The following is a 23188-nucleotide window of genomic DNA, read 5'->3' as shown; positions in this document are numbered from 1 at the left end:
CTCCGGACCCGGCAACCGTCTCCCGGGCCGGGACACGGTAGGGCGGCGCGCCGGGGAAGGGCGTAACGTCGGCGTAACGGGGTCGGTGGAGACTGAGCGGTCAGCCGGTCCGACCCGATCGGTGGAGAACGTACGTGTCACGAGGGGTGGATGTGGACCGTCAGCAGGAGTTCGTCCTCCGTACGCTGGAGGAGCGGGACATCCGTTTCGTCCGGCTGTGGTTCACCGACGTGCTCGGCACGCTCAAGAGCGTCTCGGTGGCCCCGGCGGAGCTGGAGGCGGCCTTCGAGGAGGGCATCGGCTTCGACGGCTCCGCCATCGAGGGGTTCGCCCGGGTCTTCGAGTCGGACATGGTCGCCATGCCCGACCCGACCACGTTCCAGGTGTTCCCGTTCGAGGGCGGGGTCAGCGGCGAGAGCGCCCGGATGTTCTGCGACATCCTGCTGCCCGACGGCAGCCCCTCCTGGGCCGACCCGCGGCACGTGCTGCGCCGGATGCTGTCCCGGGCGGCCGACAAGGGCTTCACCTTCTACACCCACCCCGAGATCGAGTTCTTCCTGCTGGAGAACGGCCCGCAGGACGGCTCGGTGCCGATCCCGGTGGACACCGGCGGCTACTTCGAGCACACCACGCACGCCGTGGCGCGCGACTTCCGCCGCCAGGCGGTGCTGGCGCTGGAACGGATCGGCATCTCGGTGGAGTTCAGCCACCACGAGGTCGCCCCCGGCCAGCAGGAGATCGACCTGCGGTACGCCGACGCGCTCACCACCGCCGACAACATCATGACGTTCCGGCACGTGGTGAAGGAGGTGGCGCTCTCCACCGGCGTGCAGGCCAGTTTCATGCCGAAGCCGTTCACCGACCAGCCGGGCAACGGCATGCACACCCACCTGTCGCTGTTCGAGGGCGAGCGCAACGCGTTCCACGACGCCGGCGACCCGATGAAGCTGTCCAAGGTCGCCAAGTCGTTCATCGCCGGGCTGCTCACCCACGCCCGGGAGTACACCGCGGTCACCAACCAGTGGGTCAACTCGTACAAGCGGCTGTTCCCGCAGGCGCTGCCGGACCGGATCACCGAGAGCCCGGCGTACGTCTGCTGGGGGCACCTGAACCGGTCCGCGCTGGTCCGCGTGCCGGCGTACGGCAAGCCGAACTCGGCCCGGGTCGAGGTCCGCTCGCTGGACTCCGCGACCAACCCCTACCTGGCCTTCGCGGTCATGCTCGGCGCCGGTCTGAAGGGCATCGAGGAGGGCTACGAGCTGCCCCCGGGCGCCGAGGACGACGTCTGGTCGCTGAGCAGCGCCGAACGCCGCGCCATGGGCTACGAGGCGCTGCCGGAGAACCTGTCCGAGGCGATCGACGTGATGGCCGGCTCCGAGCTGGTCGCCGAGGTGCTCGGCGAGCACGTCTTCGACTTCTTCCTGCGCAACAAGCGGGCCGAGTGGGAGCAGTACCGCCGCGAGGTCACCCCCTACGAGCGGCAGCGCTACCTCTCCCTCTAGATCGAATTTGCGCGGTGCCGCTATCGTCTGCGGCACCGCCCGCGCACCCGCGCCCGGGCGGGTGGAGCCGGGGAGGCGTTCGGTGCTGGAAGACCTGCTCAACGGGGCGTGGCAGAGCATCGTGTTCGGGGTGGTGGGGGTGGCGCTGATGGCCGCCGGCTTCCTGCTTGTCGACCTGCTCACCCCGGGCAAGCTGCGCGAGCTGATCTGGACGCGCCGCAACGGCAACGCTGCGCTGCTGCTCGCCGCCAACCAGCTCGGCATCGCCGGCATCGTCTTCACCGCGGTGCTGACCAGCTACAGCTCGTTCGCCAAGGGGCTGGCCTCCACGGTCATCTTCGGGCTGGTCGGCCTGCTGGTGATGGCGCTGGCCTTCCTGGTGCTGGACCTGCTCACTCCGGGCCGCCTCGGTGACGTCATCGCCGCCGACGAGCCGCACCCGGCGGCCCGGGTCAGCGCCGCCACCCACTTCGGCGCCGCGCTGATCGTCTGCGCCTGCATCGCCTGACCGATTGTCGGACCCGGGGCATAGCGTCCGGGACGTGAACCGCACCGACCGTCTCTACGCCCTGGTCGAGGAGCTGCGGGCGGTGTCGCCGCGCCCGCGCAGCGCGGGCTGGCTGGCCCGCCGCTTCGAGATCAGCACCCGCACCGTCGAGCGCGACATCTCCGCGCTCCAGGGTGCCGGGGTGCCGATCTGGGCCGAGCCGGGCCGCACCGGCGGCTACGTGGTCGACCGCGCCCGCACGCTGCCGCCGGTCAACCTGACCCCGGCCGAGGCGGTGGCGATGGCCGTGGCGCTGCACCGGCTGGGCGGCTCCCCGTTCGCCCCGGCCGCCGGCGCCGCGCTGCGCAAACTGGTCGCGGTGATGCCGCCGGCCGCGGTGGCCGAAGCGCACCGGCTCGCCGGCCGGGTCCACCTGGTCGGCGACGGGCCGGGCACGCCGGTCCCGGCCGCCGTCGCCGACGCGGTCGCCGCCGGGCGGGTGCTGCGCCTGCGGTACGCCGACCGCGACGGCGCGGATTCGGCGCGCGACGTGGAGCCGCTGGCCTACCTGGGCAACGCCACGCACTGGTACCTGGTGGCCTGGTGCCGGCTTCGCGACGGGCTGCGTTGCTTCCGCACCGACCGGATCCGCTCGGTGCGCCCGCTGGCCGAGCCGGTGACCCGGGAGCTGCACCTCGACGACCTCGACCTCCCGGTCGACCGGCTGCGCCCGCTGACCCTGGTCTGAAAACCGACAGCGTCTCCGGTTCGGATGGGGGACGCTGGCGGGTCTGCCGTCCCTGGGGAGGAACGCCGGTGCCCGACACGCTCAGCTACGCCGACGCGGTACGCCTGCTCGGCGGGGAGAAGAGCAAGGTCGTCGACTGGTTCGACAAGCTGACCGGGGGCGTTCTGCTGGCCGCGTCGGTGCCGGTGCCGGCGTTACTCGGCATCTTCGACGCCAAGGCCGAGTTCGTGCGGCTCGGTCACGAGCTGGTGCGTGGCGTGTCCGAGAAGCGCTCCGGGCTGTCCCGGTACGGGCGGACGCAGCGGCTGGAGGCGGCGCACGCGGTGATCGCGGTGACCGCGTTCTTCGAGGCGCTCGACGGCTTGGGCCTGCCGTTCGACGTCGGAGAGCTGGCGATTGACCGGTCCGACCAACTGCTCCTGGCCGGCGCCCCATACGCCGCGGACGACCTCATCGCCGCACTGTTCGAAACCGCCGCGCCGGTGCCCGGCCCGCACCTGCCCCAGCCGGCGCTGCGGGCAGCGCTCGCCGCCTGGTATGCGCAACAGGCCCACGGGTTCGTCAGGTTCCTCGGCGGGCTGGCCGCCGGAGATGCGCTCTCCGACCTGAGTTGGCGGGTCGCTGAGCAGGCCCTAAACGATCTGCCCGAAGCCGCCGTCGACCGGTACGCCGCCCTGCTGCACCGGCTCGCCGTGGACTTCCCCGAGGTGTCCTTCTGGATCGACCTGCACGAGCACGAGGCCACCCGGGTCGAGGTCCGTCGGCTGTCGCTGGGCCTGGCGGATCTGCACCGGGCCCTGGCCGAGCTGTCCACCGGTTCGGCTCCGGACGGGCGGCGGGCCGGCCTCGCCGCCGCGTACGCCGCCGAACTGACCCGACCGATCATCACCTCCGGCGACGTGCCGGCCGGGCTGACCGTGCCGACGCTGGGCGAGGCGTACGTGCCGCCGCTGTGCCGGATCGCCGAGCTGGACCGGACTGCGCGGCCCAGCGACGAGAACTGGTGGCACGACCAACCGGACCGCGACGACCTCTGGCAGGCGCTGGTCGTCCACTTCACCTCGCCCGGGGCCGTCCGGGCCCCGCTGCTGGTGCTCGGGCAACCCGGCTCGGGCAAGTCAGTGCTCACCCGGATCATCGCCGCCCGCCTGCCCGCCGCCGACTTCCTGGTGGTCCGGGTGGCGCTCCGCGACGTGTACGCGGCCGGCGACATTCAGGAGCAGATCGAACAGGCGGTGCGGCAGGACACCGGCGAGCGCGTCGAGTGGCCGGCGCTGTCCCGCTCGGCCGGCGACGCGCTGCCGATGGTGCTGCTCGACGGCTTCGACGAGCTGTTGCAGGCCACCGGCGTCAGCCAGACCGATTATCTGCGCCGGGTGGCCGAGTTCCAGCGGCGGGAGGCCGACCAGGGGCGGCCGGTGGCGGTCGTGGTGACCAGCCGCACCAGCGTGGCCGACCGCGCCCAGCCGCCGCCCGGCACGTTCGCGGTGCGGCTGGAACCGTTCGATGAGCCCCGGATCGACGCCTGGGTGCGCACCTGGAACCGGGTCAACGCCACGGCGTTCCGGGTGCCGGGTGCCCGGCCGCTCGACCCGGCCACGGTGCTGTCACACCGGGAACTCGCCGAGCAGCCGCTGTTGCTGTTGATGCTGGCCCTCTACGACGCCGAGGGGCACGACCTGCGCCAGGCCGGCGAGCTGCGCCGTGGCGAGCTGTACGAGCGGCTGCTGCGCCGCTTCGCCCGGCGGGAGGTGGTCAAGCAACGCGCCGGCCTGCCCGAGCCGGAGCTGGACCGGGCGGTCGAGGAGGAGCTGTGCCGGCTGGCGGTGGTCGCCTTTGCGATGTTCAACCGGGGCGTGCAGTGGGTGAGCGCCGTCGAGCTGGACGCCGACCTGGCCGCGTTGCCCTTCGGCGGGTCGGCGGCTGGCCGGCGGGACGGGCTGCGCGCCCCGCTGGCGGCGGCTGAGGTCGTGCTGGGCCGGTTCTTCTTCATCCATCGCGCCCGCGTCGAGGATGAGGCACAGCGCCGCGAGACGTACGAGTTCCTGCACGCCACATTCGGCGAGTACCTGGTGGCCCGGCTAACCGCGCAGGTGGTCGACGATCTGGTCACGCGGCGTGGGGCGGCCAGCCTCACGCTGACCGTCGAACCGGTCGAGGACGACCTCTTGCACGCCCTGCTCTCGTACGCGGTGCTCAGCAGCCGGAGCACGGTGCTCGTCTTCATCGAGGAGAACCTGCGCGGGCGGCAGATTCCCGTCCGGGACGCCTGGGCCGACCTCCTGGTGCGGTTGTTCCGGGCCGCGCTCTTCGCGACCGGTGGCCGCCGCTTCGACGACTACCGTCCCCGTCGCCTGCGGGAGCCCGCTCGATGCGCCGCCTACACCGCCAACCTGCTGCTGCTGATCCTGGTGGCGGTGTGGGAGACGTCCGGACGGACGCTGTTTCCGGAGGATCCGGTGGCCGAGTGGCGGGCCCAGGTGGGGTTGTGGCGTTCCCAGCTCCCAGCGGAGGAGTGGCAGAGCCTCAGCGACGTGCTGGCCCTGGATCGGCTCGGGGCGGGACCGGACCGGGACGTCCGGCTGCGACTGGGTGACCGCCTCGCGGTGCCACCGGACGCCGACCCCCTGTGGGCGCTCGGTGCGCCGCAGGAGGCGAGCATCGGCCTGTCGGCCGAGATGCTGATCCGGGTCCGCCGCGCCGCCCACCTCGCCTGTGACGTCGACGGAGCGGTGCTGGTCGGCGCGCTGGAGCCGGTGTTCGACAAGCTCGCCACGGCGCTCGCCGTGGTTGTCGGGCCGGACCAGGACGGCGCGTCGTCCGCTGCCCACGCGTTGCTCGATGCGTGGCTGCTGCCGATGCGTCCGGCCTCGCAGCATGAGCGTCGGCGGGTGTACCTGCGCTGTGTGGTCCTGGCCGAGCGCGGCGCGGAGAGGGTACCCGACTGGGATCGGGTCACCTTCCTGCGCCTGCTGCTCGATCGCGTGGCCGGCGATGACGAGGCGTCCGCCGAGGTGGTGGCCGACGTGTCGGAGGCCGTGTGGCGGCTGAACCTGCTGGCCTCCAGGGCTCATCTGTCGGCGATGATGCGCTGCGTGCAGCGGGTCCTCGGCATGGATCGGGAGGTGGACCAGCGACTCGCCGCACTCGTCGACGCGGTGGTGGAAAAGCACGTGCCGCTGCCCGATCTGTTCTCCGAAGAGGCCTTGGTCGACGTGATGGTGCGGTTGCACGAAATCGGCGTGATGACCATGCCGATTGCGGCATCGCTTCTCGACAAATTCGATCGGCGGTACGGCGGGCGGCGGCCCGACCTGCCGCACCGGCTGGTTCCGCTGGTGGACGATCCAGAGAATCTGTCGCCGAAACACCGACAGGACGCTGTCGGGGGCACCCCTGACGCTGGATCCTGACGGCGTCGGCCGACCGGCCGGTGCGGTGAGGAGGCAGCATGTCCAGCACGCCGGTGACCTGGTTCGAGATCGGCTCCGACCGGCCGGACGAGGCGCAGCGGTTCTACGCCGACCTGTTCGGCTGGAGCTTCGAGGAGCAGGGCGGCCCGGGTAACTCGTACCGGCAGACGGCGGCCGGCGGCGAGCGGGGGATCGGCGGCGCGATCCGGGGCACCGACGCCGCCGCCGACAACTACGCGATCTTCTACGCCCAGGTGACGGATGTGGCGGAGGCGTGCCGGCGGGCGGAGGCGGCCGGCGGCACGGTGCTGGCGGCGCCGGTGACCGCGCCGAGCGGCCTGGTGCACGCGCGGCTGTGCGACCCGTCCGGCAACCTGCTCGGCGTCTTCACCCCGCCCGCCGGAGGCTGAGCGCGGTCCGGATGAAAGAGGTGGGCGGTCGGTGCAAGGGGTTGCACACATCGTCGACGGTGAACATCTGGTTTCATCTGATCGAAGCTGGTAACTTCCTGGCACCACGCGTCGCAAGTTCTTGCAACGCCTTCATCCCCTTGCGTCCGCTGAGTTGGGCCGGGGTGTCAGGAGAGCCGCCATGAGAGGCAGGACCACCACCCGCCGCCGGTGGGGAGCGCTCGCGCTCGCCGCCGGCGTGCTCGCCGCGCTGCTGCCGTTCACCGCCGCCGCGGCGGCCAACACCGTCACCGTCTACTACCAACCGCCGGCCGCCTGGGGCGCCGCGGTCAACATCCACTACGGCGTGGACGGGCAGGCCTGGACGCCGGTGCCCGGCGTGCCGATGGACGCCGCCTGCGCCGGCTGGCGTCGCAAGGTCGTCGACCTGGGCGCGGCCACCGGCGCCCAGGTCGTCTTCACCAACGGCAGTGGCGTCTGGGACAACAACAACGGCGCCAACTACCGCCTCGGCGCCGGCACCGTGACCGTCGCCGCCGGCCGGATCGGCACCGGTGACCCGTGCGCGGGTGCCACGCCGACGCCGTCCGCCCCGCCCACACCGACGCCGTCCGGCACCGCCGGCAACACCGCCGAGGTCTGGTACCACCTCACCCCGCGCGGATGGAGCGCCGCGAATCTGCACTACCGGCCCACCGGCGGCACCTGGACCACCGCGCCGGGCGTCGCCATGGAGACGCGCTGCGCCGGCTGGGCCCGCCGGATCGTGGACCTCGGCGCGGCCACCGGGCTGACCGCCGCGTTCAACAACACGACCGGCACCTGGGACAACAACGGCGGCGCGGACTACACCCTCGGCACCGGACGCAGCGTCGTCGACAACGGCCGGGTCACCGCCTCCGCCGCCGACCCCTGCGCGCCGGCCGTCCCGGACACCACGCCGCCGTCCACGCCGGGCGGCCTGACCGCCGTCGCCGACGGGCTGGCGGTCACCCTGACCTGGACGGCGGCCACCGACGACCGGGCCGTCACCGGGTACGAGCTGACCCGCACCGGAGGCGCCGGGAGCACCACGGTCACCAGCACCACCACCCGGTACGTCGCGTACGACCTGCGGCCCGGCACGGCGTACACCTGGACGGTGCGGGCGCTCGACGCGGCCGGCAACCGGTCGGCGGCGAGCGCGCCGGCGTCCGCGACCACCGGCAGCGCGCCGGCCGGCGGCGCCCCGCTCGGCGGCGACCCGCGCGAGGACAGCATCTACTTCGTGATGACCGCCCGGTTCGCCGACGGCGACCCGGCCAACAACCGGGGCGGCAGCCAGCACGTGGCCTCCGGCAACGCGGCGAACAACGACCCGATGTTCCGGGGCGACTTCAAGGGGCTGGTCGACAAGCTCGACTACGTCAAGGCGCTCGGTTTCTCGGCCATCTGGATCACGCCGGTGGTGCTCAACCGCTCCGACTACGACTTCCACGGCTACCACGGCTGGGACTTCTACCGCGTCGACCCGCGGCTGGAGAGCGCCGGGGCGTCGTACCAGGACCTGATCAACGCGGCGCACGCCAAGGGCATCAAGATCTTCCAGGACGTGGTCTACAACCACAGCTCCCGGTGGGGCGCCAAGGGGCTGTTCACGCCCACCGTCTACGGCACCCGCGACGACCAGTGGAAGTGGTACTACGACCAGCAGCAGGCCGGCCGCGAGTACGACCCGATGGTCGAGGCGACCGGCAACGACCCGGCGCTCACCCCGGCGCAGAACGCCAAGGCCAAGGGCCGGCCGTACAACGGCGACGTGTGGTCGTCCGCCGCGCCGGCCGGCAACCAGTGCCTGAACTGGGGTACGCCGACCGGCGGGCGCAGCGCCGAGGGCTACTCGCTCTACCAGTGCCAGTGGCCCACCCCGACCAGCAAGCTGTTCCCCGCCGACAGGTACCACCAGTGCTGGATCGGCAACTGGGAGGGCGAGGACGCGCGGAGCTGCTGGCTGCACGAGGACCTGGCGGACTTCAACACCGAGAACGCGGCCGTGCAGGAATACCTGATCAACGCGTACAACAGGTACATCGACATGGGCGTGGACGGCTTCCGGATCGACACCGCCGTGCACATCCCCCGGGTCACCTGGAACCGGCGCTTCCTGCCCGCCATCCAGCAGCACGCGGTGTCGAAGTTCGGCGCGAAGGGCAAGGACTTCTACGTCTTCGGCGAGGTCGCCGCGTTCGTCAACGACAAGTGGAACCGTGGCTCGGTCAACCACTCCGCGCAGTTCTTCACCTGGCAGGAGCGCAAGGAGTACAGCCCGGACGACGTGCGGGCCGCGATCGAGCAGTACGACTACGAGCAGCTCCTCGGCCCGGCCGGGCAGCCCACCACCGACAACGCGTTCCTGCGCGGCAACGCGTACCACGCGCCGGACCACTCGAAGTTCTCCGGCATGAACGTCATCGACATGCGGATGCACATGAACTTCTCCGACGCCGGCAACGCGTTCGGCAACGGGAAGGACTCCGACGACAGCTACAACGACGCCACCTACAACGTCGTCTACGTCGACAGCCACGACTACGGGCCGAACAAGTCCGCCACCCGCTACACCGGCGGCACCGACGCCTGGGCGGAGAACATGAGCCTGATGTGGACGTTCCGCGGCATCCCGACGCTCTACTACGGCTCGGAGATCGAGTTCCAGAAGGGCGCCCGGATCGACTGCGGGCCGACCTGCCCGCTGGCCACCACCGGCCGCGCCTACTACGGCGACCACCTGGCCGGCAGCGTCACCGCCGCCGACTTCGGGGTGGTCGGGTCGGCCAGCGGGGCGGTGGCCACCACGCTCGCCCAGCCGCTGGTCAAGCACGTGCAGCGGCTCAACCTGATCCGGCGGGCCGTGCCGGCGTTGCAGAAGGGGCAGTACTCGACCGAGGGCGTGAGCGGCGCGATGGCGTACAAGCGGCGGTTCACGCAGGGCGCGGTGGACAGCTTCGCGCTGGTCACCGTCTCCGGCTCGGCCACGTTCCGGGGCGTGCCGAACGGCCGGTACGTGGACGCGGTCAGCGGCGACGTGCGCACGGTCACCGACGGCACGCTGACCGCCTCGGTCAGCGGCCAGGGCAACCTGCGCGTCTACGTGCTCGACCTGCCCGGCAACCCGGCGCCCGGCAAGATCGGCGCGGACGGGCCGTACCTGCGCTGAGCGGGAGGTGTTAAGCGGGGCCCCCTCCTATGCGAAATGCGTTAGGAGGGGGCCCCGCCTTTCATCTGGGTGGCCCCGCCGGGCCGGCCGGGAGGGAGGTGCGGCCGGCGAGGGGTGGCGGGGCCACCGGGTCACTTGCCGCCCTGACCGTGCCAGCCGCGGTGGTCCATGCCGGGGCCGCCCGGACCGGGGAAGACGCCCGCCTCGGCGGCCTTGAGCACCGCGTCGGCCTGCTCCTGGGTCAGCTTGCCGTCCTCGACGGCCTGGTTCAGCCGCTCCTTCAGGGCGGCCTGCCGATCCTGCGCCGACGGTGGCGTCGGCCGCTCCGGCCGGTCCGCCTGCCGCTGCTCGCGCAGCTTCTCCAGCGCCGCGGTGACCTTGTCGGCCGGGACACCCAGCTCCTTGGCGAGCGCCTCGGCGAACTCGGCCTGCCGGTCGGCGTGCCGCTGCTGGCGGTCGCCGCCCTGGTCGCTGCTCGTGCTGGCGCTCGGTTTGTTGTCGTCGGCGAGCGCCACCGTCGGGGCGGCGATCCCGACGGTGAGCACGCCGGCGGCGGCGAGACCGACCAGCAGGCGCTTCCTCGTCGTGCGGATCATGCGGTTCTCCTTCTCGGTGGTGGTGCGATGACGTCACCGACAGTGACGGTCGGAGCTGGGGGCAACCCGTGGCGACCCTGTCAGCGAGCTGGGAATCGGGCGAGCATCCGGACAAATGTGGTTGCCGCGCCGTCGGGACGGCCGCGACGCTTGGCGGAGATCCCGACGGAAGGACACCCCTCATGACACAGTCCGTCATCCGCGAGGTCGCGCTCACCGGGCCGGGCTCCGGCCCGTACGCGATCACGGTCGGGCCGGACGGCGCGCTCTGGCTGACGCTGGCCGGCTCCGGCGGCGTCGCCCGGCTCGGCCCGGACGGCGCGGTGCGGACCTACCGCAACGACCCGCCGGAGAGCCGGCCGCTGATCGTCACCACCGGCCCGGACGGCGCGCTCTGGTACACCCGCTCCGGCGACCACCGGCTCGGTCGGCTCACCGTCGACGGCACGGGCGGCTCGCTTGCGCTGCCCTCGGGCTGCGCCCCGTGCGGCCTGGTCACCGGGCCGGACGGCGCGCTCTGGTACGCCGGCATGGGCGACGACACGGTCGGCCGGGTCACCGCCGACGGGGAGGTCAGCACGTTCCCGTTGCCGGTCGCCAAGGGCTTCCCGTCAATGCTGGCCGTCGGGCCGGACGAGGCGCTCTGGCTGACGCTCAACCAGGCGAACGCCATCGCCCGCGTCGACCTCGACGGCTCGGTGACGGTGCATCCGCTGCCCACCGACGCGGCCGGGCCGGTCGGCATCACCCGGGGTGGCGACGGCGCGCTCTGGTTCGTCGAGATCCTCGCCGGGCAGCTCGGTCGGATCACGCCGGACGGGCGGATCGACGAGTTCCCGCTGCCGGACCGGGCGGCCCGGCCGCACGCGATCGTCGCCGACCCCGCCGGCGGCTGCTGGTTCACCGAGTGGGCCGCGAACCGCCTCGGCCACCTCGCCCCCGACGGCACGTTCACCCACCACGACCTGCCCACCCCGAACTCCGAGCCGCACGGCCTCACGGTCACCCCCGACGGCTCGGTCTGGGTCGCCCTGGAAACCGGCGCGGTCGCCCACCTGACCCCGCCGGCCTGACGAGGTGAAGAGGGTCAGCGGACGGCGGGGGTGACCGTGAGGGTGTCGGTGGCGGTGTCCAGGACGGCGGGGGTGCCGACCGGGACGGTGAGCTGGCCGGGGCCGTGGCCGATCGGGAGGCCGCCGAGGACCGGGACGCCCAGGTCGCCCAGCCGGTCGGTCAGCACGTCGACGACGGTGGTGTCCCAGCCGTCCGCGCACTCGGTGAACTGGCCGACCGCCACGCCGGCGAGCCCGGCCAGGGCACCGCAGCGGCGCAGGTGGGTCAGCATCCGGTCGATCTTGTACGGAGGCTCCTGCACCTCCTCGACCAGCAGGATCGCACCGGTCAGGTCCGGCATGTCCGGCGTGCCGATCGACGCGGTGAGCAGGCACAGGTTGCCGCCCAGCAGCCGGCCCTCGGCCCGCCCGGGCACCCGCACCGGGTACGTCTCCTCCGTCCCGACCGCCGCGACCGTCACCGGTTCCGTGGTCATCAGCGCGGCGTGCAGCGACTCCGCCGAGCGGATCGGGGTGCGCTCGTCCCGCCAGGCGGCGCCCGGACCGTGCACCCCGGCCAGCCGGGCGCCCCGCCAGAGCGCGAACTGCAACGCGGTGATGTCGGAGAAGCCGGCCACCACCTTCGGGTCGCGGCGTACCGCCGCCATGTCGATCAGGTCCACCACCCGCTGCGCGCCGTACCCGCCCCGGGTGCAGAGCACGCCACGGATCCCCGGGTCGGCGAACGCGGCGTTCAGGTCCGCGGCCCGCAGCGCGTCGTCGCCGGCCAGGTAACCCCGCCGGGCGTACGCGTTCGGCGCGGGCACCGGCCGCAGCCCCCAGCCGGTGAGCAGCTCGACGCCGCGGGCCACCCGTTCGGGCCGGGTCGGGCCGGACGGCGACACCAGCATCACCGCGTCGCCGGGACGCAGGACCGGTGGGCGCAGGCAGTCGTCGGTGGACACGATCGCGAGCCTAGTGCGGCCGAGCCGGACCGTCCGGTGTCGGGCGTACCGGCTAGCCTCGACGTCGTGGCGACCGCGCTGGTGATCGAGAACGACCCGACCGACGACCTCCGCCGACTGGGGGAGTGGCTCACCGAGGGGGGTCTGGAGTTGCGCGTCCTGCGCCCGCACGCGGGCGACGCGCTCCCCGCCGACCTCGACGGGTACGCCGCCCTGGTGGTGCTCGGCGGCGACCAGCAGGCCTATCCGCTGGCCGACGACAGCCCGGGCGCGCCCTGGTTCCCGGCGCTGGAGGGGCTGCTACGCAAGGCGGTTCGCCACCGGCTGCCCACGCTGGCGATCTGCCTGGGCGCGCAACTGCTCGCCACCGCGCACGCCGGACGGGTGGAGCGCAGCCCGTCCGGGCCGGAGGTCGGCCCCACCGTGGTCGGCCGGCGCGACGCCGCCGAGACCGACCCGCTGTTCCGTTTCGTGCCGCTGATGCCCGACGTGCTCCAGTGGCACGCCGACGAGATCACCGAGCTGCCGCACGGCGCGACGCTGCTCGCCGCGTCCACCCGCTACCCGCACCAGGCGTTCCGCCTCGGCGACCGGGCCTGGGGGTTGCAGTTCCACATCGAGTGCGACACCGCGATGATCGCCGAGTGGTCGCGCGACTCGGCCACGCTCGCCGAGCTGGGCTACGACCCGGAGCTGGTGGTGGCCGCGTGCGACCGGGCGATGGCCGACGTCGAGGAGGCCTGGCAGCCGTTCGCGGTCCGGTTCGCCGCGCTCGCGCTCGGCGAACTCGGCGACGACAGCCCGCGCCGCAGCCTGCCGCTGCTCGGGGCGTGAGGTGACCCGGCCGGCCCGCGGGCGCCTGGCCCGCTACGGCTTCGCCGAGAGCGACACCGGTCCACGCGCCGTCGACCTGCTCGGCCCGGACGGGCTCGGCCTGTGGCGGCCGGACACCCAGGAACCCACCGACGACCAGGCCGTCGAGCTGCTCACCGCGCTCTCCCGGGCCGCCGACCCGGACCTGGCGCTGCGCCAGCTCCACCGGCTCGTCGAGGCGGAACGGCAGCACGGCGACGAGGTCGCCGTCCGCGACGCGCTCGCCGCCGACCCCGGCCTGCGCCGCCGGCTGGTCGCGGTGCTCGGCGCCTCCTCGGCGCTCGGCGACCACCTGGTCGCCAACCCCGGACAGTGGGCGGTGCTGGCCACCGAGCCGGACGGGCTCGCCCCGACCGCCGACGGCCGGCTCGACCTGACCGCCGCCGCCAAGCTGACCACGCTCACCGGCGCGGTCCCGCTGCTGCGGCAGGCGTACCGGTTGGCGCTGCTGCGGATCGCGGCGGCCGACCTGACCGGCGGGCGCGGCCTGGAGCAGACCATGGCCGCGCTGTCCGGCCTGGCCGACGCCACGCTGGCCACCGCCTACGACATCGCGGTCGACGAGCTGCCCGAGGGCACCACCCCGCCCCGGCTCGCGGTGGTCGCGATGGGCAAGTGCGGCGGCGACGAGCTGAACTACGTCTCCGACGTCGACGTCATCTTCGTCGCCGCCGGTGACGACGACCTGATCGCCGCCACCCAGGTCGCCACCCGGCTGATCGGGATCTGCGGGCTGGTCGCGTGGCCGGTCGACGCCGCGCTGCGCCCGGAGGGCAACCGGGGTCCGCTGGTCCGCACGCTCGCCAGCCACCTGGCCTACTACAAGCGTTGGGCCCGCACCTGGGAGTTCCAGGCGCTGCTCAAGGCCCGCCCGGCGGCCGGTGACCTGGCGCTGGCCCGGGAGTGGATCGCGGCGCTCGCCCCGCTGGTCTGGACCGCGGCGGAGCGGCCGGAAGCGGTCTCCGACGTCCGGTCCATGCGCCGCAAGATCCTCGACAACGTGCCGCCGAAGGAGCTGGAACGCGAGATCAAGCGCGGTCCGGGCGGGCTGCGCGACATCGAGTTCGCCGTCCAACTGCTCCAGCTCGTGCACGGCCGCGGCGACGAGTCGCTGCGCGTGCCGGGCACCCTGCCGGCGCTGCGCGCCCTGGTCGCCGGCGGCTACGTCGGCCGCGCCGACGGCGAGGCGCTGCTGCGCGGCTACCGTTTCCTGCGCGCCGTCGAGCACCGGCTCCAGCTCCAGGGCCTGCGCCGCACGCACACCGTGCCGACCGAGCCGGCCGCGCTGCGCTGGCTCGCCGCCGCGCTCGGCTACGCGGCCACCCCGGGCCGCAGCGCCGTCGAGGAGTTCCGCGCCGAGTGGGTCACCCACGCCACCGAGGTACGCCGACTGCACGCGAAACTGCTCTACCGGCCGCTGCTGGAGTCGGTGGCCCGGGTGCCGGCCGAAGGGCTGCGGCTCACCCCGGAGGCGGCCCGGCACCGGCTGGAGGTGCTCGGCTTCGCCGACCCGGCCGGCGCGCTGCGGCACCTCCAGGCGCTCACCGGCGGCGTCAGCCGCACCGCCGCGATCCAGCGCACGCTGCTGCCGGTGCTGCTCGACGAGTTCGCCGACGCCCCGGAGCCGGACCGCGGCCTGCTCAACTACCGGCAGGTGTCCGACAAGCTCGGCAGCACCCCGTGGTATCTCCGCCTGCTGCGCGACTCCGGCCCGGTCGCGCGCCGGCTGGCCCGGGTGCTCTCCTCCTCCAAGTACGCGGCCGACCTGCTGGCCCGGGAGCCGGAGGCGTTGCGGCTGCTGGCCGAGGACAGCGAACTGACCCCGCGGCCCCGGGAGACCCTCGTAGAGGGTTTCGTGGCGGCGGCGGTCCGGCACGACGACCCGGTCGAGGCCACCCGCGCGGTCCGCGCGCTGCGCCGCCGCGAGCTGGTCCGGATCGCCGCCGCCGACGTGCTCAGCCGGGCCGGGTCGCTCGCCCCGCTCACCCCACGCCCGCCGGGCGGCGGGGCACGCCGTCCCACGGTGGTGGACGTCAGCGCGGTCGGCACCGCGCTCTCCCACGTCACCGACGCCACGCTGGCCGCCGCGTTGCGCGCCGCCCGGGTCGCCCAACCCGGGCCACCGGGCCTGCGCTTCGCCGTGATCGGCATGGGCCGGCTCGGCGGGTACGAGTCCAACTACCTCTCCGACGCCGACGTGCTGTTCGTCTACGACCCGCCGCCCGGGGCGGACGAGAGCGCGGCCGGAGCCGCCAGCGCCGCCGCGCACGCGATCGCCGAGGAGCTGCGCCGGCTGCTCTCCGCGCCGGCGCCCGACCCGCCGCTCGGCGTCGACGCCGACCTGCGCCCGGAGGGCCGGCAGGGCCCGCTGGTCCGCAGCCTGGCCGCGTACGCGCAGTACTACGCGCGCTGGTCGAAGGTGTGGGAGGCGCAGGCGCTGCTGCGGGCGCGGTTCGTCTGCGGCGACGCCGACCTGGGCGCCGAGTTCGAGGCGATGGTCGAGCCGGTGCGCTACCCGGCCGACGGGCTCAGCCGCGAGCAGGTGGTGGAGATCCGGCGGATCAAGGCGCGGGTGGAGACTGAGCGGCTGCCCCGCGGCGCCGACCCGGCCACCCACACCAAGCTGGGCCGGGGCGGGCTCGCCGACGTCGAGTGGGCCGTGCAACTGCTCCAGCTCCGGCACGCCGGCCGGCTGCCCGCGCTGCGCGGTACCCGTACCCTCGACGCTCTCGCGGCGGCCCGCGAGGCCGGCCTGCTCGACCCCGACGACGCGGCCGAGCTGGCCGCCGGCTGGACGCTCGCCGCGCAGGTCCGCGACGCGCTGATGCTGGTACGCGGCCGGGCCGGCGACCAACTGCCCCGGCACGGGGTGGAGCTGGCCGGCGTGGTGCGCCTGCTCGGCCACGAGGACCCGGGCGAGTTCCTCGACGAGTACCTGCGCACCGGCCGCCACTCGCGCACCGTCGTCCAGCGCATCCTCGAAGCCCCACTCTGACCTGATACCGGCCCTGCAACGTGCCGTCGCGTACGCACACCGCCTGTGCGCCAGCGTGCCGAGGAGTGTCCCAAGAAGAATGTGGCCCGCGCTGGGCTGTCCGGAAAGGGCACACGGAGCGGGTCTCGGGTGGGCGGGGTCATTCGGGCAGCGCCAGCGCCCAACCCATGATGCGCTCCGCCAGACCCGGTGGGATGCTCCCCGAGTTCTGGGCCGCGTAGTCGTCGATCGCGTCGGCGAGTTGTGCGCCGAGGTGAAGAATCAGGCCCCGGCGGTCGCCGTCGAACATGACGAGGAGCGCCGTGCGGGCGGTCGTGCACGGCCAAAGGCCGCCCGTCGCGCGGCACGTCCACCCCGGGCGGACCGGGGAGTGGTCGTCGGTGAGGTGATTCACGCCATCACCCCCGCAGCCAGCGAACAGCGTAGGGCCGCGGGTCGGCGGGGCGGGGCATCGAGTCTGCGGACGCCGTCGGCGCGAACGTACAGCGACCGGCGGGCGGTCGCGCCGCCGTCCGGGCCGAGCTGGTAGCCGTCCACCCAGCGCCACCCGTCGAAGGTCGTCCAGTCGAGTTCGCGAATCACGCGGAGCGTGATCGGGTGCGCGAACTGGGGGGACGCCGAACGGGTCAGGTGAAGCACGTCGCCCGCGCGAAACGCTGGAAGGGCGGGCGGGCCGACCGTGCGGCCACGGGGCGCGGTCATCGCCGCTCCCCGTTGCGCCGGAAGACGGTCGTCGTCGCGGGGGAGGACGCCCACGCGTGGCCGTTCGTCGGGGGGCGGGTGGCCGGTGGCGGGTAGAGCGGGGTTACCTGGGCCCGGCGACGCAACCTCAGGCAGTAGCGCCAGGTCATCAGACCGCAGGAGCAGGCCAGGCCGGGCGGGACCAGGCGCAGGCGGGGGCGGTGAAAGCGGGAGGACAGGACGGCAATCCGGTAGAGCCTCGGCTTCTGTCTGTGCACGGCGCGCTCCTCTCATGGGGACTGGGAGAGGGACCGCCCCGCGCTGAGTGACAGACGGACGAGGCGGTCCCGTGACTGACACGGTCGCCGGGCCCCTTCTCCCACCGGCCGCGCCGTCTAAAGAGCAGCCTGCCGAGAGTTGCAGGACGGTAACACCGCGTAGCAGTATGTAACTCAGACATCAGGGACGATCGGATGGGACAGAAGGATGAACCGGGCTGTCCAGCGAGCAATGTCAGAGGCGGGGCACACCGCCGAAAGCGTCGCAGCTCAGGTAGGCGTAGACCCGAAGACGGTTGCCCGTTGGGTCACCCAGGACCGCATCCCCCAAACTCGGCATCGCGCGACGGTGGCTGAGCTCCTTCGTCGGGACGCGGAGGAACTTTGGCCGGACGCGTCGCGGCGGCGCGACCCGAAGTGGTTTCGTCCATGGGCTGACATCGAGCGCGAGGCGCTGGGGCTGCGCTGGTTCGAAAGCGCAGTCATTCCCGGGCTGCTTCAGACTTCCGACTACGCCCGCGCCGTTCTCGCCAGTGGACTCCTCGCGGCGGACGCTGAGCATTTCGTCGAGGCTCGGCTACGTCGGCAGTCGGCCGTGCTGGACCGCCCTCGCCCGCCGCTGGTCGTATTCGTCATCGACGAGGGGGCGCTACGCCGAGGGGCACCCGATGTCCTCGGCCCGCAGCTTGACCACCTCGCCGCGCTCGCTCAGCGGCCAAACGTGATGATCCACGTACTGCCTCTGCGAGCCGGCCTGCACCCCGGCCAAGCGGGGCCGTTCATCATCGCCAGCACGCCCGAGGGGGACGACGTCGGCTACCTCGACGACCAGGCGGCCGGGCGGATCACTAATGACGTTGCTCCGCTGTGGGCGGTTTGGGATACCGTGAGGTCGGTCGCGCTGCCGCGAGACCAGACCGTCGAGCTATTGGAAGCACGATCATGGATGATCTGACCGGCGCTCAGTGGCGTAAGAGCACCCGCAGCAGCTCCAACGGCGGGGCGTGCGTGGAAGTCGCGGACAATCTTCCCGGCCGCGTTTTCGTGCGGGACACCAAGGACCGCGACGGCGGGACGCTCGCCTTCCCGCCCGCAGCATGGGCGGGCTTCGTCAACCTCGCTAAGGAGATCGGCCCGCTCGGCTGACCTCGACCACCTGGAGGCCCTCGGCGATCATGCCCGGGGGCCTTCAGCTTTCGCGGCGCGGGAACTGGTAGATACGCGACACCGGGCGGTCCTCGCCGCGCTGCGCCGTCCGTTCGTCGGCCCGCCCCAGTTCGTATGCCTCCTCGAAGTCGGGGGCGGACGGCTGCGAGGCCGGGTTCCGGCGACGCCGAAGCGCGGCGAAGACGACCGGTGATGAGTTCTCCCGCCCGCGTCCGTCACACCCTCGACGGGACACGACGAGACACGAGGATGACGAGATGAGCGCGCAGACGTGGCGGGCGGGGCGGGACGAGATCGACGGGCCGGTGTTCGCCGGGCTGACCGAGCGGCACCGGCGGGAGCTGCACGTGCACTGCTACCGGATGCTCGGGTCGTTCGAGGACGCCGAGGACGTGGTGCAGGAGACCTTCCTGCGAGCGTGGCGGCGGCGGGAGACCTACGCGGGCCGGTCGACGCTCCGGGCCTGGCTCTACCGGATCGCCACCAACGCCTCGCTGGACCTGCTCGCCAAGCGCCGCCCGGCGCCGGCGACCGGCGGTGAGGTGCCGTGGTTGCAGCCCTACCCGGACCGGCTGCTCGACGAGGTGCCCGGAGGCGACGCGGACGAACCGGAGGCGGTCGCCGTGGCACGGGAGACGATCGAGCTGGCGTACCTGGTCGCGGTCCAGCACCTCGCGCCGCGCCCGCGCGCCGTGCTGATCCTGCGGGATGTGCTCGGCTGGCCGGCGCGGGACGTCGCGGAGCTGCTCGGGGACTCCGTCCACTCGGTGAACAGCGCATTGCAGCGGGCCCGTGCCGGAATGCGCGCGCACCTGCCCGCCGAGCGGCAGGACTGGACCGGCGGCGAGGAAGACGCCGGCACCCGCGAGTTGGTCCGCCGCTTCACCGACGCCAGCGTGGCCAAGGACGTCGGCCGACTCGCCGCGCTGCTGCGCGAGGACGTGCGTTGCTCGATGCCGCCCACGCCGGGCCTCCAAGTCGGTCGCGCCGCAGTGGTCGCGGACTGGGTGTCGGACGGCTTCCCGGAGCTGGGGCGCCTGCGGGCCGTTCCCACCTCGGTGAACCGGCAGCCCGCCGTCGCCTTCTACCTCTGGCAGGAGGGGGCAGGCGCGTACCTGCCGCTGACGGTCGACGCCCTGCGCGTCAGCGGCGGGGCGATCGCCGAGATCGTCACGTTCCACGCCGACCAGTTCCCACGGCTCGGGCTGCCCGGGCGTCTGCCGGCCGACGACGCCGAGTAGTCCTGTGCGCATCCGCGTCCCCCGAAGCGAATCCTGGAGGAACGACATGACCAGCGCCAACGACGCCTCGGTGGTCGCCGGCCCGGCGCCGGGCCGGACCGGCCACCGCTTCCGCCGGCTCGCCGGCACCGGTCTGGTCGCCACGCTCGCGGCGGTGGTGGTCACCACCCTCGCCGCCGCCGTCGCCCGCGCCCTCGGCGTCGACTTCGCGGTCCCCGACGGCGGCGAGACCATCCCGCTGGGCGGGTTCGCGGTGGTAACCGGCTTCTTCTCCGTCGTGGGCGTGATCATTGCCGCCGCCCTGCTGCGGTGGAGCGCCCGTCCCGCCGAGCGGTTCGGGTGGACGGTCGGGTCGCTGACCGCGATCTCGCTGGTCCCGCCGTTTCTGGTGGGGGCGGACACCGCCACCGTCGCCGCGTTGGTCGGGCTGCATCTGGTGGCGGCGGCGGTGATGATCCCGGCCCTGACGCGGAGCCTGCGCCGCCGGGCCGGGTGACGGTCAGCCGGTGAGCGTGTAGGTGCCGGGGCGGGGCACCGTGACGGTGAGCCAGTCGCCGTCGGGGGAGAGCGTGGCGCCGTCGGTGACGGACAGCCAGCGGTCGTGGCGGACCCGGACCGGCACCGGACCGGCGACGGGGGCCCGGAACGTGACCGAGGCGCCGTCCTGCCGGACCAGTTCACCGGGCGCGCCGACCAGCGGCGTGGGGTCGGCGACCGCGTAGAGCCGCCAGTGCCGGTCCGACCAGACCTCGGTCAGGTACGGCTGCCCGGCGGCCACCAGTTCCGCCTCCGGCCGCCCCACCCAGGACAGTTCCGCGTCCGGCACGGCGACGTACTGCACCGCGTTGTCGGCCAGCCAGGCCCGGTAGCTGTCGGCGGTCAGCGGGACGCCGGTGCCGGCAGCGCCCGGCACGGTGGTGAAGAACAGCGGGTTGCGGCCGATGTCGGCCTGTCGCAGCCAGCCCCGGGCCAGCGGCACCTCGCCGAGGCGGGCGGCCTCCCAGTAGTTGCGGGTCGGCGGCACCTCCACCCGCCCGGTGAGCCCGCGCCGGGCCAGCTCCGCCCGCAGCGGCGCGAAGTACGCCGGATCGGCCGTCGGGTCGTCGGCGCTGCGCAGGTCGGCGGTGACCACCGGCGGCTGCCACCAGCAGACCGCCGCCAGCAGCGCGGCCAACCCGACCGCCCCGGCGGCCCGGGGCAGCCCGCGCCCGACCGCCTCGCGCCCGGCGAACGCGTCCCGGCGGTCGGCGGCGGGAGACAGCCGACCGGTCAGGCCGCGCGGCAGGGACGCGGCGGCGGCCAGCACCGGCAGCGCGAACATCACCACCAGGCGGGTGGCGTTCAGCCCGACCGGGGTGGGCAGCAACGCGGCCGCCAGCACCCCGGCCGCGGAGAGCAGCGCGCCCACCCGCACCGGCCGGTACGCCACCAGCGCCGCGACCAGCAGGCTGGTCACCACCGCGTGGACCGTGTCCGCCCGGCTGATGTTCATCCAGCCGCCCTCCCCGAACAGCAGCCCGGTCACCGCGAGCGGCCCGGCCGCCGGCACGGCGAGCAGCAGGCCGTCGGCGTACCGGCGGGTGAGCAGCAGCGTGACGCCGGCGAGCCCGACGAACAGCCCGGCCACCGGGCTGGCCGCGGAGGCGAGCAGCGCGGCGACGGCGACCGTTGCGGCGCGCATCCGGTTGGCCCGGCCGGTCACGTCGGCGGGCAGCGTCAGGGCGAGCAGCGCGGCCAGGCCGAACGTGACGCCGAGCGCATAGGTGACCCGGCCGGAGACCAGGTTGCCGGCGATCGTGACGACCCCGACCAGGCTGCCGAGCAGCGGGCGGGGCACCCGGAGCCGGACCAGCAGGGCGGCGAACGCGGTGGCCGAGGCGAGCAGCGTCAGCGCGCCGGTGGGGCGTACCCCGAGCAGCGCCATCAGCGGCGGCGAGACGAGGCTGTAGCCCCACGGGTGCACGCCGCCGTACCAGCGCAGATCGACCAGGGCCGGCCCGTGCGCGGCGAAGAAGCCGGCGCGCGCCACCTGGGCGGACAGGTCCGAGCCGGTGGCCGGCAGGACGAGGAGGAGCACGGCGAGGACGAGCGCCGACGCGGCGGACACCGCCACCACCCGACCGCCCCGCATGCCCACCTCCTGATCGCGAACCACCGTACTGGCAGCATGACGAGGGTGTCTCACCACCTCTCGCGCTGGACCGGCCTGGCGGGCTCGGTGCTGCTCGCCGTGGCCGCGTACGTCGGCGGCGCCCTGCCCGACGGCGAGCTGCGCCCCACCCCGGTCAGCATCTGGCAGGGCCCGGACGGGCCGCTGATCATCGGACTGTGGCTGGCCGGCACCGCGCTGCTGGCCTGGGCGTGGTGGTCGTTGCGGAACCGGGTGCCCTCGGCCAGCTGGGCGTTGGTGACCGTCGCGCTGTGGATGCTGCCGATGCTCGTCGCCCCACCGCTGGGCAGCCGGGACGTCTACGCGTACGCCTGCCAGGGTGCCAGCTTCTCGGCCGGGATCAACCCGTACGAGCAGGGCGTGTCGGCGCTGCCCTGCCCGTGGCTGGACACCATCTCGTACATCTGGCGGGACACGCCGGCGCCGTACGGGCCGCTGTTCGTGCTGATCGCCGGCGCGGTGGTCAAGGCCACCGGGTCGCTGTGGGGCGCCGTCGCGCTGTTCCGGGTGCTCGCCGTGGCCGGGGTGGCGCTGACGGCCTGGGCGCTGCCGGCGCTGGCCCGCCGCTGCGGGGTGCCGCCGAAGCAGGCGCTCTGGCTGGCGCTGGCCAGCCCGCTGGTGCCGGTGCACCTGGCCTCCGGGGCGCACAACGACGCGATGATGGTCGGCCTGCTCGTCGCCGGGCTGGCCGTGGTGGCGAGCAGGCCGGGCCGCCCCGGGCCGTTGCTCGCCGGCGGGTTGCTGCTCGGCCTGGCCGCCGGCATCAAGGTCACCGCGCTGGTGGTGGTGCCGTTCGCGGCGCTCGCCGCGGTCGTCGGGCCGTACCGGATCCGGACGCTGGTCCGCGACGGCGGGTGGGTGGTCGGCGGCGCGCTGGCCGCGCTGGCCGGCGCGACGCTCGTGGCCGGTCTCGGGCTCGGCTTCATCAGCGGCCTGGAGCAGGGCGGGCTGGTGGTGGCCTGGACCTCACCGCCGACCGCGGTCGGGCAGACCGTCGGGTACCTGCTGGCGCCGTTCGGCGTGCACGTCGACGCGCTGCCGGTGACCCGGGCGATCGGCATGGTGGTGCTTGTCGCGCTGCTGGTGTGGCTCTGGTTCCGGGCGTGGCGCCGGGGCGAGCCGTTCTGGTACGCGGCGCTGGCGCTGGTCGCCACCGTCGCGCTCGCCCCGCTGTTCCACCCCTGGTACTGGCTCTGGCCGCTGGCCGTGCTCGCCGCCACCGCGCGCCGCACGCGCTGGTTCTCGATCGTCACCCTGCTGTCGTCGTTCCTGGTGCTGGCGGACGGGACCGGTTTACCCCGGTACACCAAGATGCCGGGTGCGCCGCTGATGACGCTGTTCGTGATAGTGCTGGTCGTGTGGTTGGTACGGTCGGCTCGGAAGGGGCGGCAGCCGGTTCCGGTGGAGTGAGGAG

The 23188-nt window shown here is 73.7% G+C and carries 20 protein-coding genes; 14 read left to right on the top strand and 6 right to left on the bottom strand.

The window, feature by feature from the left end:
- Positions 1-152 precede the first annotated feature (152 nt).
- The 6 genes from glnA to TPA0908_RS10080 all read left to right on the top strand — a co-directional run bounded on the left by glnA (position 153) and on the right by TPA0908_RS10080 (position 9756).
- Positions 153-1502, top strand: coding sequence for a type I glutamate--ammonia ligase (glnA, locus tag TPA0908_RS10105; RefSeq protein WP_107161577.1), 1350 nt, complete (start codon positions 153-155; stop codon positions 1500-1502).
- An 82-nt stretch (positions 1503-1584) separates the two neighbouring features.
- Positions 1585-2010, top strand: a complete 426-nt coding sequence (locus TPA0908_RS10100; RefSeq protein WP_107161579.1) for a DUF350 domain-containing protein — start codon at positions 1585-1587, stop codon at positions 2008-2010.
- Between the two features lie 34 nt (positions 2011-2044).
- Positions 2045-2737 carry a helix-turn-helix transcriptional regulator gene (locus tag TPA0908_RS10095; protein ID WP_281936848.1) on the top strand — a complete coding sequence of 231 codons (693 nt, stop codon included), beginning with the start codon at positions 2045-2047 and terminating at the stop codon, positions 2735-2737.
- Between the two features lie 68 nt (positions 2738-2805).
- Positions 2806-6150: an NACHT domain-containing protein gene (locus TPA0908_RS10090; protein WP_281936846.1), complete on the top strand. Its 3345-nt coding sequence runs from the start codon at positions 2806-2808 to the stop codon at positions 6148-6150.
- Positions 6151-6188: 38 nt separating this feature from the next.
- A complete protein-coding gene (locus TPA0908_RS10085) occupies positions 6189-6560 on the top strand; it encodes a VOC family protein (protein ID WP_281936845.1) in 372 nt (123 codons plus the stop codon).
- Positions 6561-6741: 181 nt separating this feature from the next.
- Positions 6742-9756: a carbohydrate binding domain-containing protein gene (locus TPA0908_RS10080; protein WP_281936844.1), complete on the top strand. Its 3015-nt coding sequence runs from the start codon at positions 6742-6744 to the stop codon at positions 9754-9756.
- Between the two features lie 131 nt (positions 9757-9887).
- Here the strand turns inward: TPA0908_RS10080 and TPA0908_RS10075 are convergent, their stop codons facing one another.
- Positions 9888-10352, bottom strand: coding sequence for a hypothetical protein (locus TPA0908_RS10075; protein ID WP_281936843.1), 465 nt, complete (start codon positions 10350-10352; stop codon positions 9888-9890).
- 182 nt (positions 10353-10534) lie between these two features.
- Between TPA0908_RS10075 and TPA0908_RS10070 the strand changes: the two genes are divergently transcribed.
- Positions 10535-11425 (top strand): Vgb family protein, encoded by an 891-nt coding sequence (locus TPA0908_RS10070; RefSeq protein ID WP_281936841.1) that lies wholly within the window; start codon positions 10535-10537, stop codon positions 11423-11425.
- Between the two features lie 14 nt (positions 11426-11439).
- Here the strand turns inward: TPA0908_RS10070 and TPA0908_RS10065 are convergent, their stop codons facing one another.
- Positions 11440-12369 (bottom strand): S66 peptidase family protein, encoded by a 930-nt coding sequence (locus TPA0908_RS10065; RefSeq protein ID WP_281936839.1) that lies wholly within the window; start codon positions 12367-12369, stop codon positions 11440-11442.
- A 66-nt stretch (positions 12370-12435) separates the two neighbouring features.
- Here TPA0908_RS10065 and TPA0908_RS10060 point away from each other — a divergent pair, with 66 nt between their 5' ends.
- Positions 12436-13203 carry a type 1 glutamine amidotransferase gene (locus tag TPA0908_RS10060; RefSeq protein WP_281936838.1) on the top strand — a complete coding sequence of 256 codons (768 nt, stop codon included), beginning with the start codon at positions 12436-12438 and terminating at the stop codon, positions 13201-13203.
- A 1-nt stretch (position 13204) separates the two neighbouring features.
- A complete protein-coding gene (locus tag TPA0908_RS10055) occupies positions 13205-16237 on the top strand; it encodes a bifunctional [glutamine synthetase] adenylyltransferase/[glutamine synthetase]-adenylyl-L-tyrosine phosphorylase (protein ID WP_281936837.1) in 3033 nt (1010 codons plus the stop codon).
- A gap of 139 nt (positions 16238-16376) precedes the next feature.
- Here the strand turns inward: TPA0908_RS10055 and TPA0908_RS10050 are convergent, their stop codons facing one another.
- Genes TPA0908_RS10050 through TPA0908_RS10040 form a run of 3 tightly spaced genes read right to left on the bottom strand, consistent with a single transcriptional unit; the run spans position 16377 to position 17196 of the window.
- On the bottom strand, positions 16377-16631 hold the full coding sequence (locus TPA0908_RS10050; RefSeq protein WP_281936836.1) for a flavin reductase: 255 nt from the start codon (positions 16629-16631) through the stop codon (positions 16377-16379).
- Positions 16628-16939 carry a hypothetical protein gene (locus TPA0908_RS10045; protein WP_281936835.1) on the bottom strand — a complete coding sequence of 104 codons (312 nt, stop codon included), beginning with the start codon at positions 16937-16939 and terminating at the stop codon, positions 16628-16630. Before TPA0908_RS10045 ends, TPA0908_RS10050 begins: the two co-directional genes overlap by 4 nt.
- Positions 16936-17196, bottom strand: a complete 261-nt coding sequence (locus TPA0908_RS10040; protein ID WP_281936833.1) for a hypothetical protein — start codon at positions 17194-17196, stop codon at positions 16936-16938. The genes TPA0908_RS10045 and TPA0908_RS10040 overlap by 4 nt, the downstream gene beginning before the upstream one ends.
- 208 nt (positions 17197-17404) lie before the next feature.
- Between TPA0908_RS10040 and TPA0908_RS10035 the strand changes: the two genes are divergently transcribed.
- The 4 genes from TPA0908_RS10035 to TPA0908_RS10020 all read left to right on the top strand — a co-directional run bounded on the left by TPA0908_RS10035 (position 17405) and on the right by TPA0908_RS10020 (position 20100).
- A complete protein-coding gene (locus tag TPA0908_RS10035; protein WP_281936831.1) occupies positions 17405-18151 on the top strand; it encodes a Scr1 family TA system antitoxin-like transcriptional regulator in 747 nt (248 codons plus the stop codon).
- Positions 18139-18342 carry a DUF397 domain-containing protein gene (locus TPA0908_RS10030; RefSeq protein ID WP_281936829.1) on the top strand — a complete coding sequence of 68 codons (204 nt, stop codon included), beginning with the start codon at positions 18139-18141 and terminating at the stop codon, positions 18340-18342. Before TPA0908_RS10035 ends, TPA0908_RS10030 begins: the two co-directional genes overlap by 13 nt.
- 278 nt (positions 18343-18620) lie before the next feature.
- A complete protein-coding gene (locus TPA0908_RS10025) occupies positions 18621-19604 on the top strand; it encodes an RNA polymerase subunit sigma-70 (RefSeq protein WP_281936827.1) in 984 nt (327 codons plus the stop codon).
- Between the two features lie 46 nt (positions 19605-19650).
- The gene (locus TPA0908_RS10020; protein ID WP_281936825.1) at positions 19651-20100 is read left to right on the top strand and encodes a DUF6069 family protein; all 450 of its coding nucleotides are present in this window, start codon (positions 19651-19653) and stop codon (positions 20098-20100) included.
- 3 nt (positions 20101-20103) lie between these two features.
- Here TPA0908_RS10020 and TPA0908_RS10015 read toward each other — a convergent pair whose 3' ends face one another.
- The gene (locus TPA0908_RS10015) at positions 20104-21735 is read right to left on the bottom strand and encodes a hypothetical protein (RefSeq protein ID WP_281936823.1); all 1632 of its coding nucleotides are present in this window, start codon (positions 21733-21735) and stop codon (positions 20104-20106) included.
- 45 nt (positions 21736-21780) lie between these two features.
- On the opposite strand from TPA0908_RS10015, the gene mptB reads away from it, so the two are divergent.
- Positions 21781-23184, top strand: a complete 1404-nt coding sequence (gene mptB / locus TPA0908_RS10010) for a polyprenol phosphomannose-dependent alpha 1,6 mannosyltransferase MptB (RefSeq protein WP_281938515.1) — start codon at positions 21781-21783, stop codon at positions 23182-23184.
- Positions 23185-23188 lie beyond the last annotated feature (4 nt).

The organism is Micromonospora sp. AKA38, assembly GCF_027925725.1.
In the GTDB taxonomy this organism is placed as follows: Bacteria; Actinomycetota; Actinomycetes; order Mycobacteriales; family Micromonosporaceae; genus Micromonospora.
This window is presented reverse-complemented; position numbering and strand designations above follow the sequence as displayed.

Coding starts and splice junctions, on each gene's coding strand:
- TPA0908_RS10020 (WP_281936825.1), top strand. CDS start 19,651: ATGACCAGCGCCAACGACGCCTCGGTGGTCGCCGGCCCGGCGCCGGGC.
- TPA0908_RS10025 (WP_281936827.1), top strand. CDS start 18,621: ATGAGCGCGCAGACGTGGCGGGCGGGGCGGGACGAGATCGACGGGCCG.
- TPA0908_RS10030 (WP_281936829.1), top strand. CDS start 18,139: ATGGATGATCTGACCGGCGCTCAGTGGCGTAAGAGCACCCGCAGCAGC.
- TPA0908_RS10015 (WP_281936823.1), bottom strand. CDS start 21,735: ATGCGGGGCGGTCGGGTGGTGGCGGTGTCCGCCGCGTCGGCGCTCGTC.
- TPA0908_RS10085 (WP_281936845.1), top strand. CDS start 6,189: ATGTCCAGCACGCCGGTGACCTGGTTCGAGATCGGCTCCGACCGGCCG.
- TPA0908_RS10035 (WP_281936831.1), top strand. CDS start 17,405: ATGAACCGGGCTGTCCAGCGAGCAATGTCAGAGGCGGGGCACACCGCC.
- TPA0908_RS10075 (WP_281936843.1), bottom strand. CDS start 10,352: ATGATCCGCACGACGAGGAAGCGCCTGCTGGTCGGTCTCGCCGCCGCC.
- TPA0908_RS10045 (WP_281936835.1), bottom strand. CDS start 16,939: ATGACCGCGCCCCGTGGCCGCACGGTCGGCCCGCCCGCCCTTCCAGCG.
- TPA0908_RS10070 (WP_281936841.1), top strand. CDS start 10,535: ATGACACAGTCCGTCATCCGCGAGGTCGCGCTCACCGGGCCGGGCTCC.
- TPA0908_RS10080 (WP_281936844.1), top strand. CDS start 6,742: ATGAGAGGCAGGACCACCACCCGCCGCCGGTGGGGAGCGCTCGCGCTC.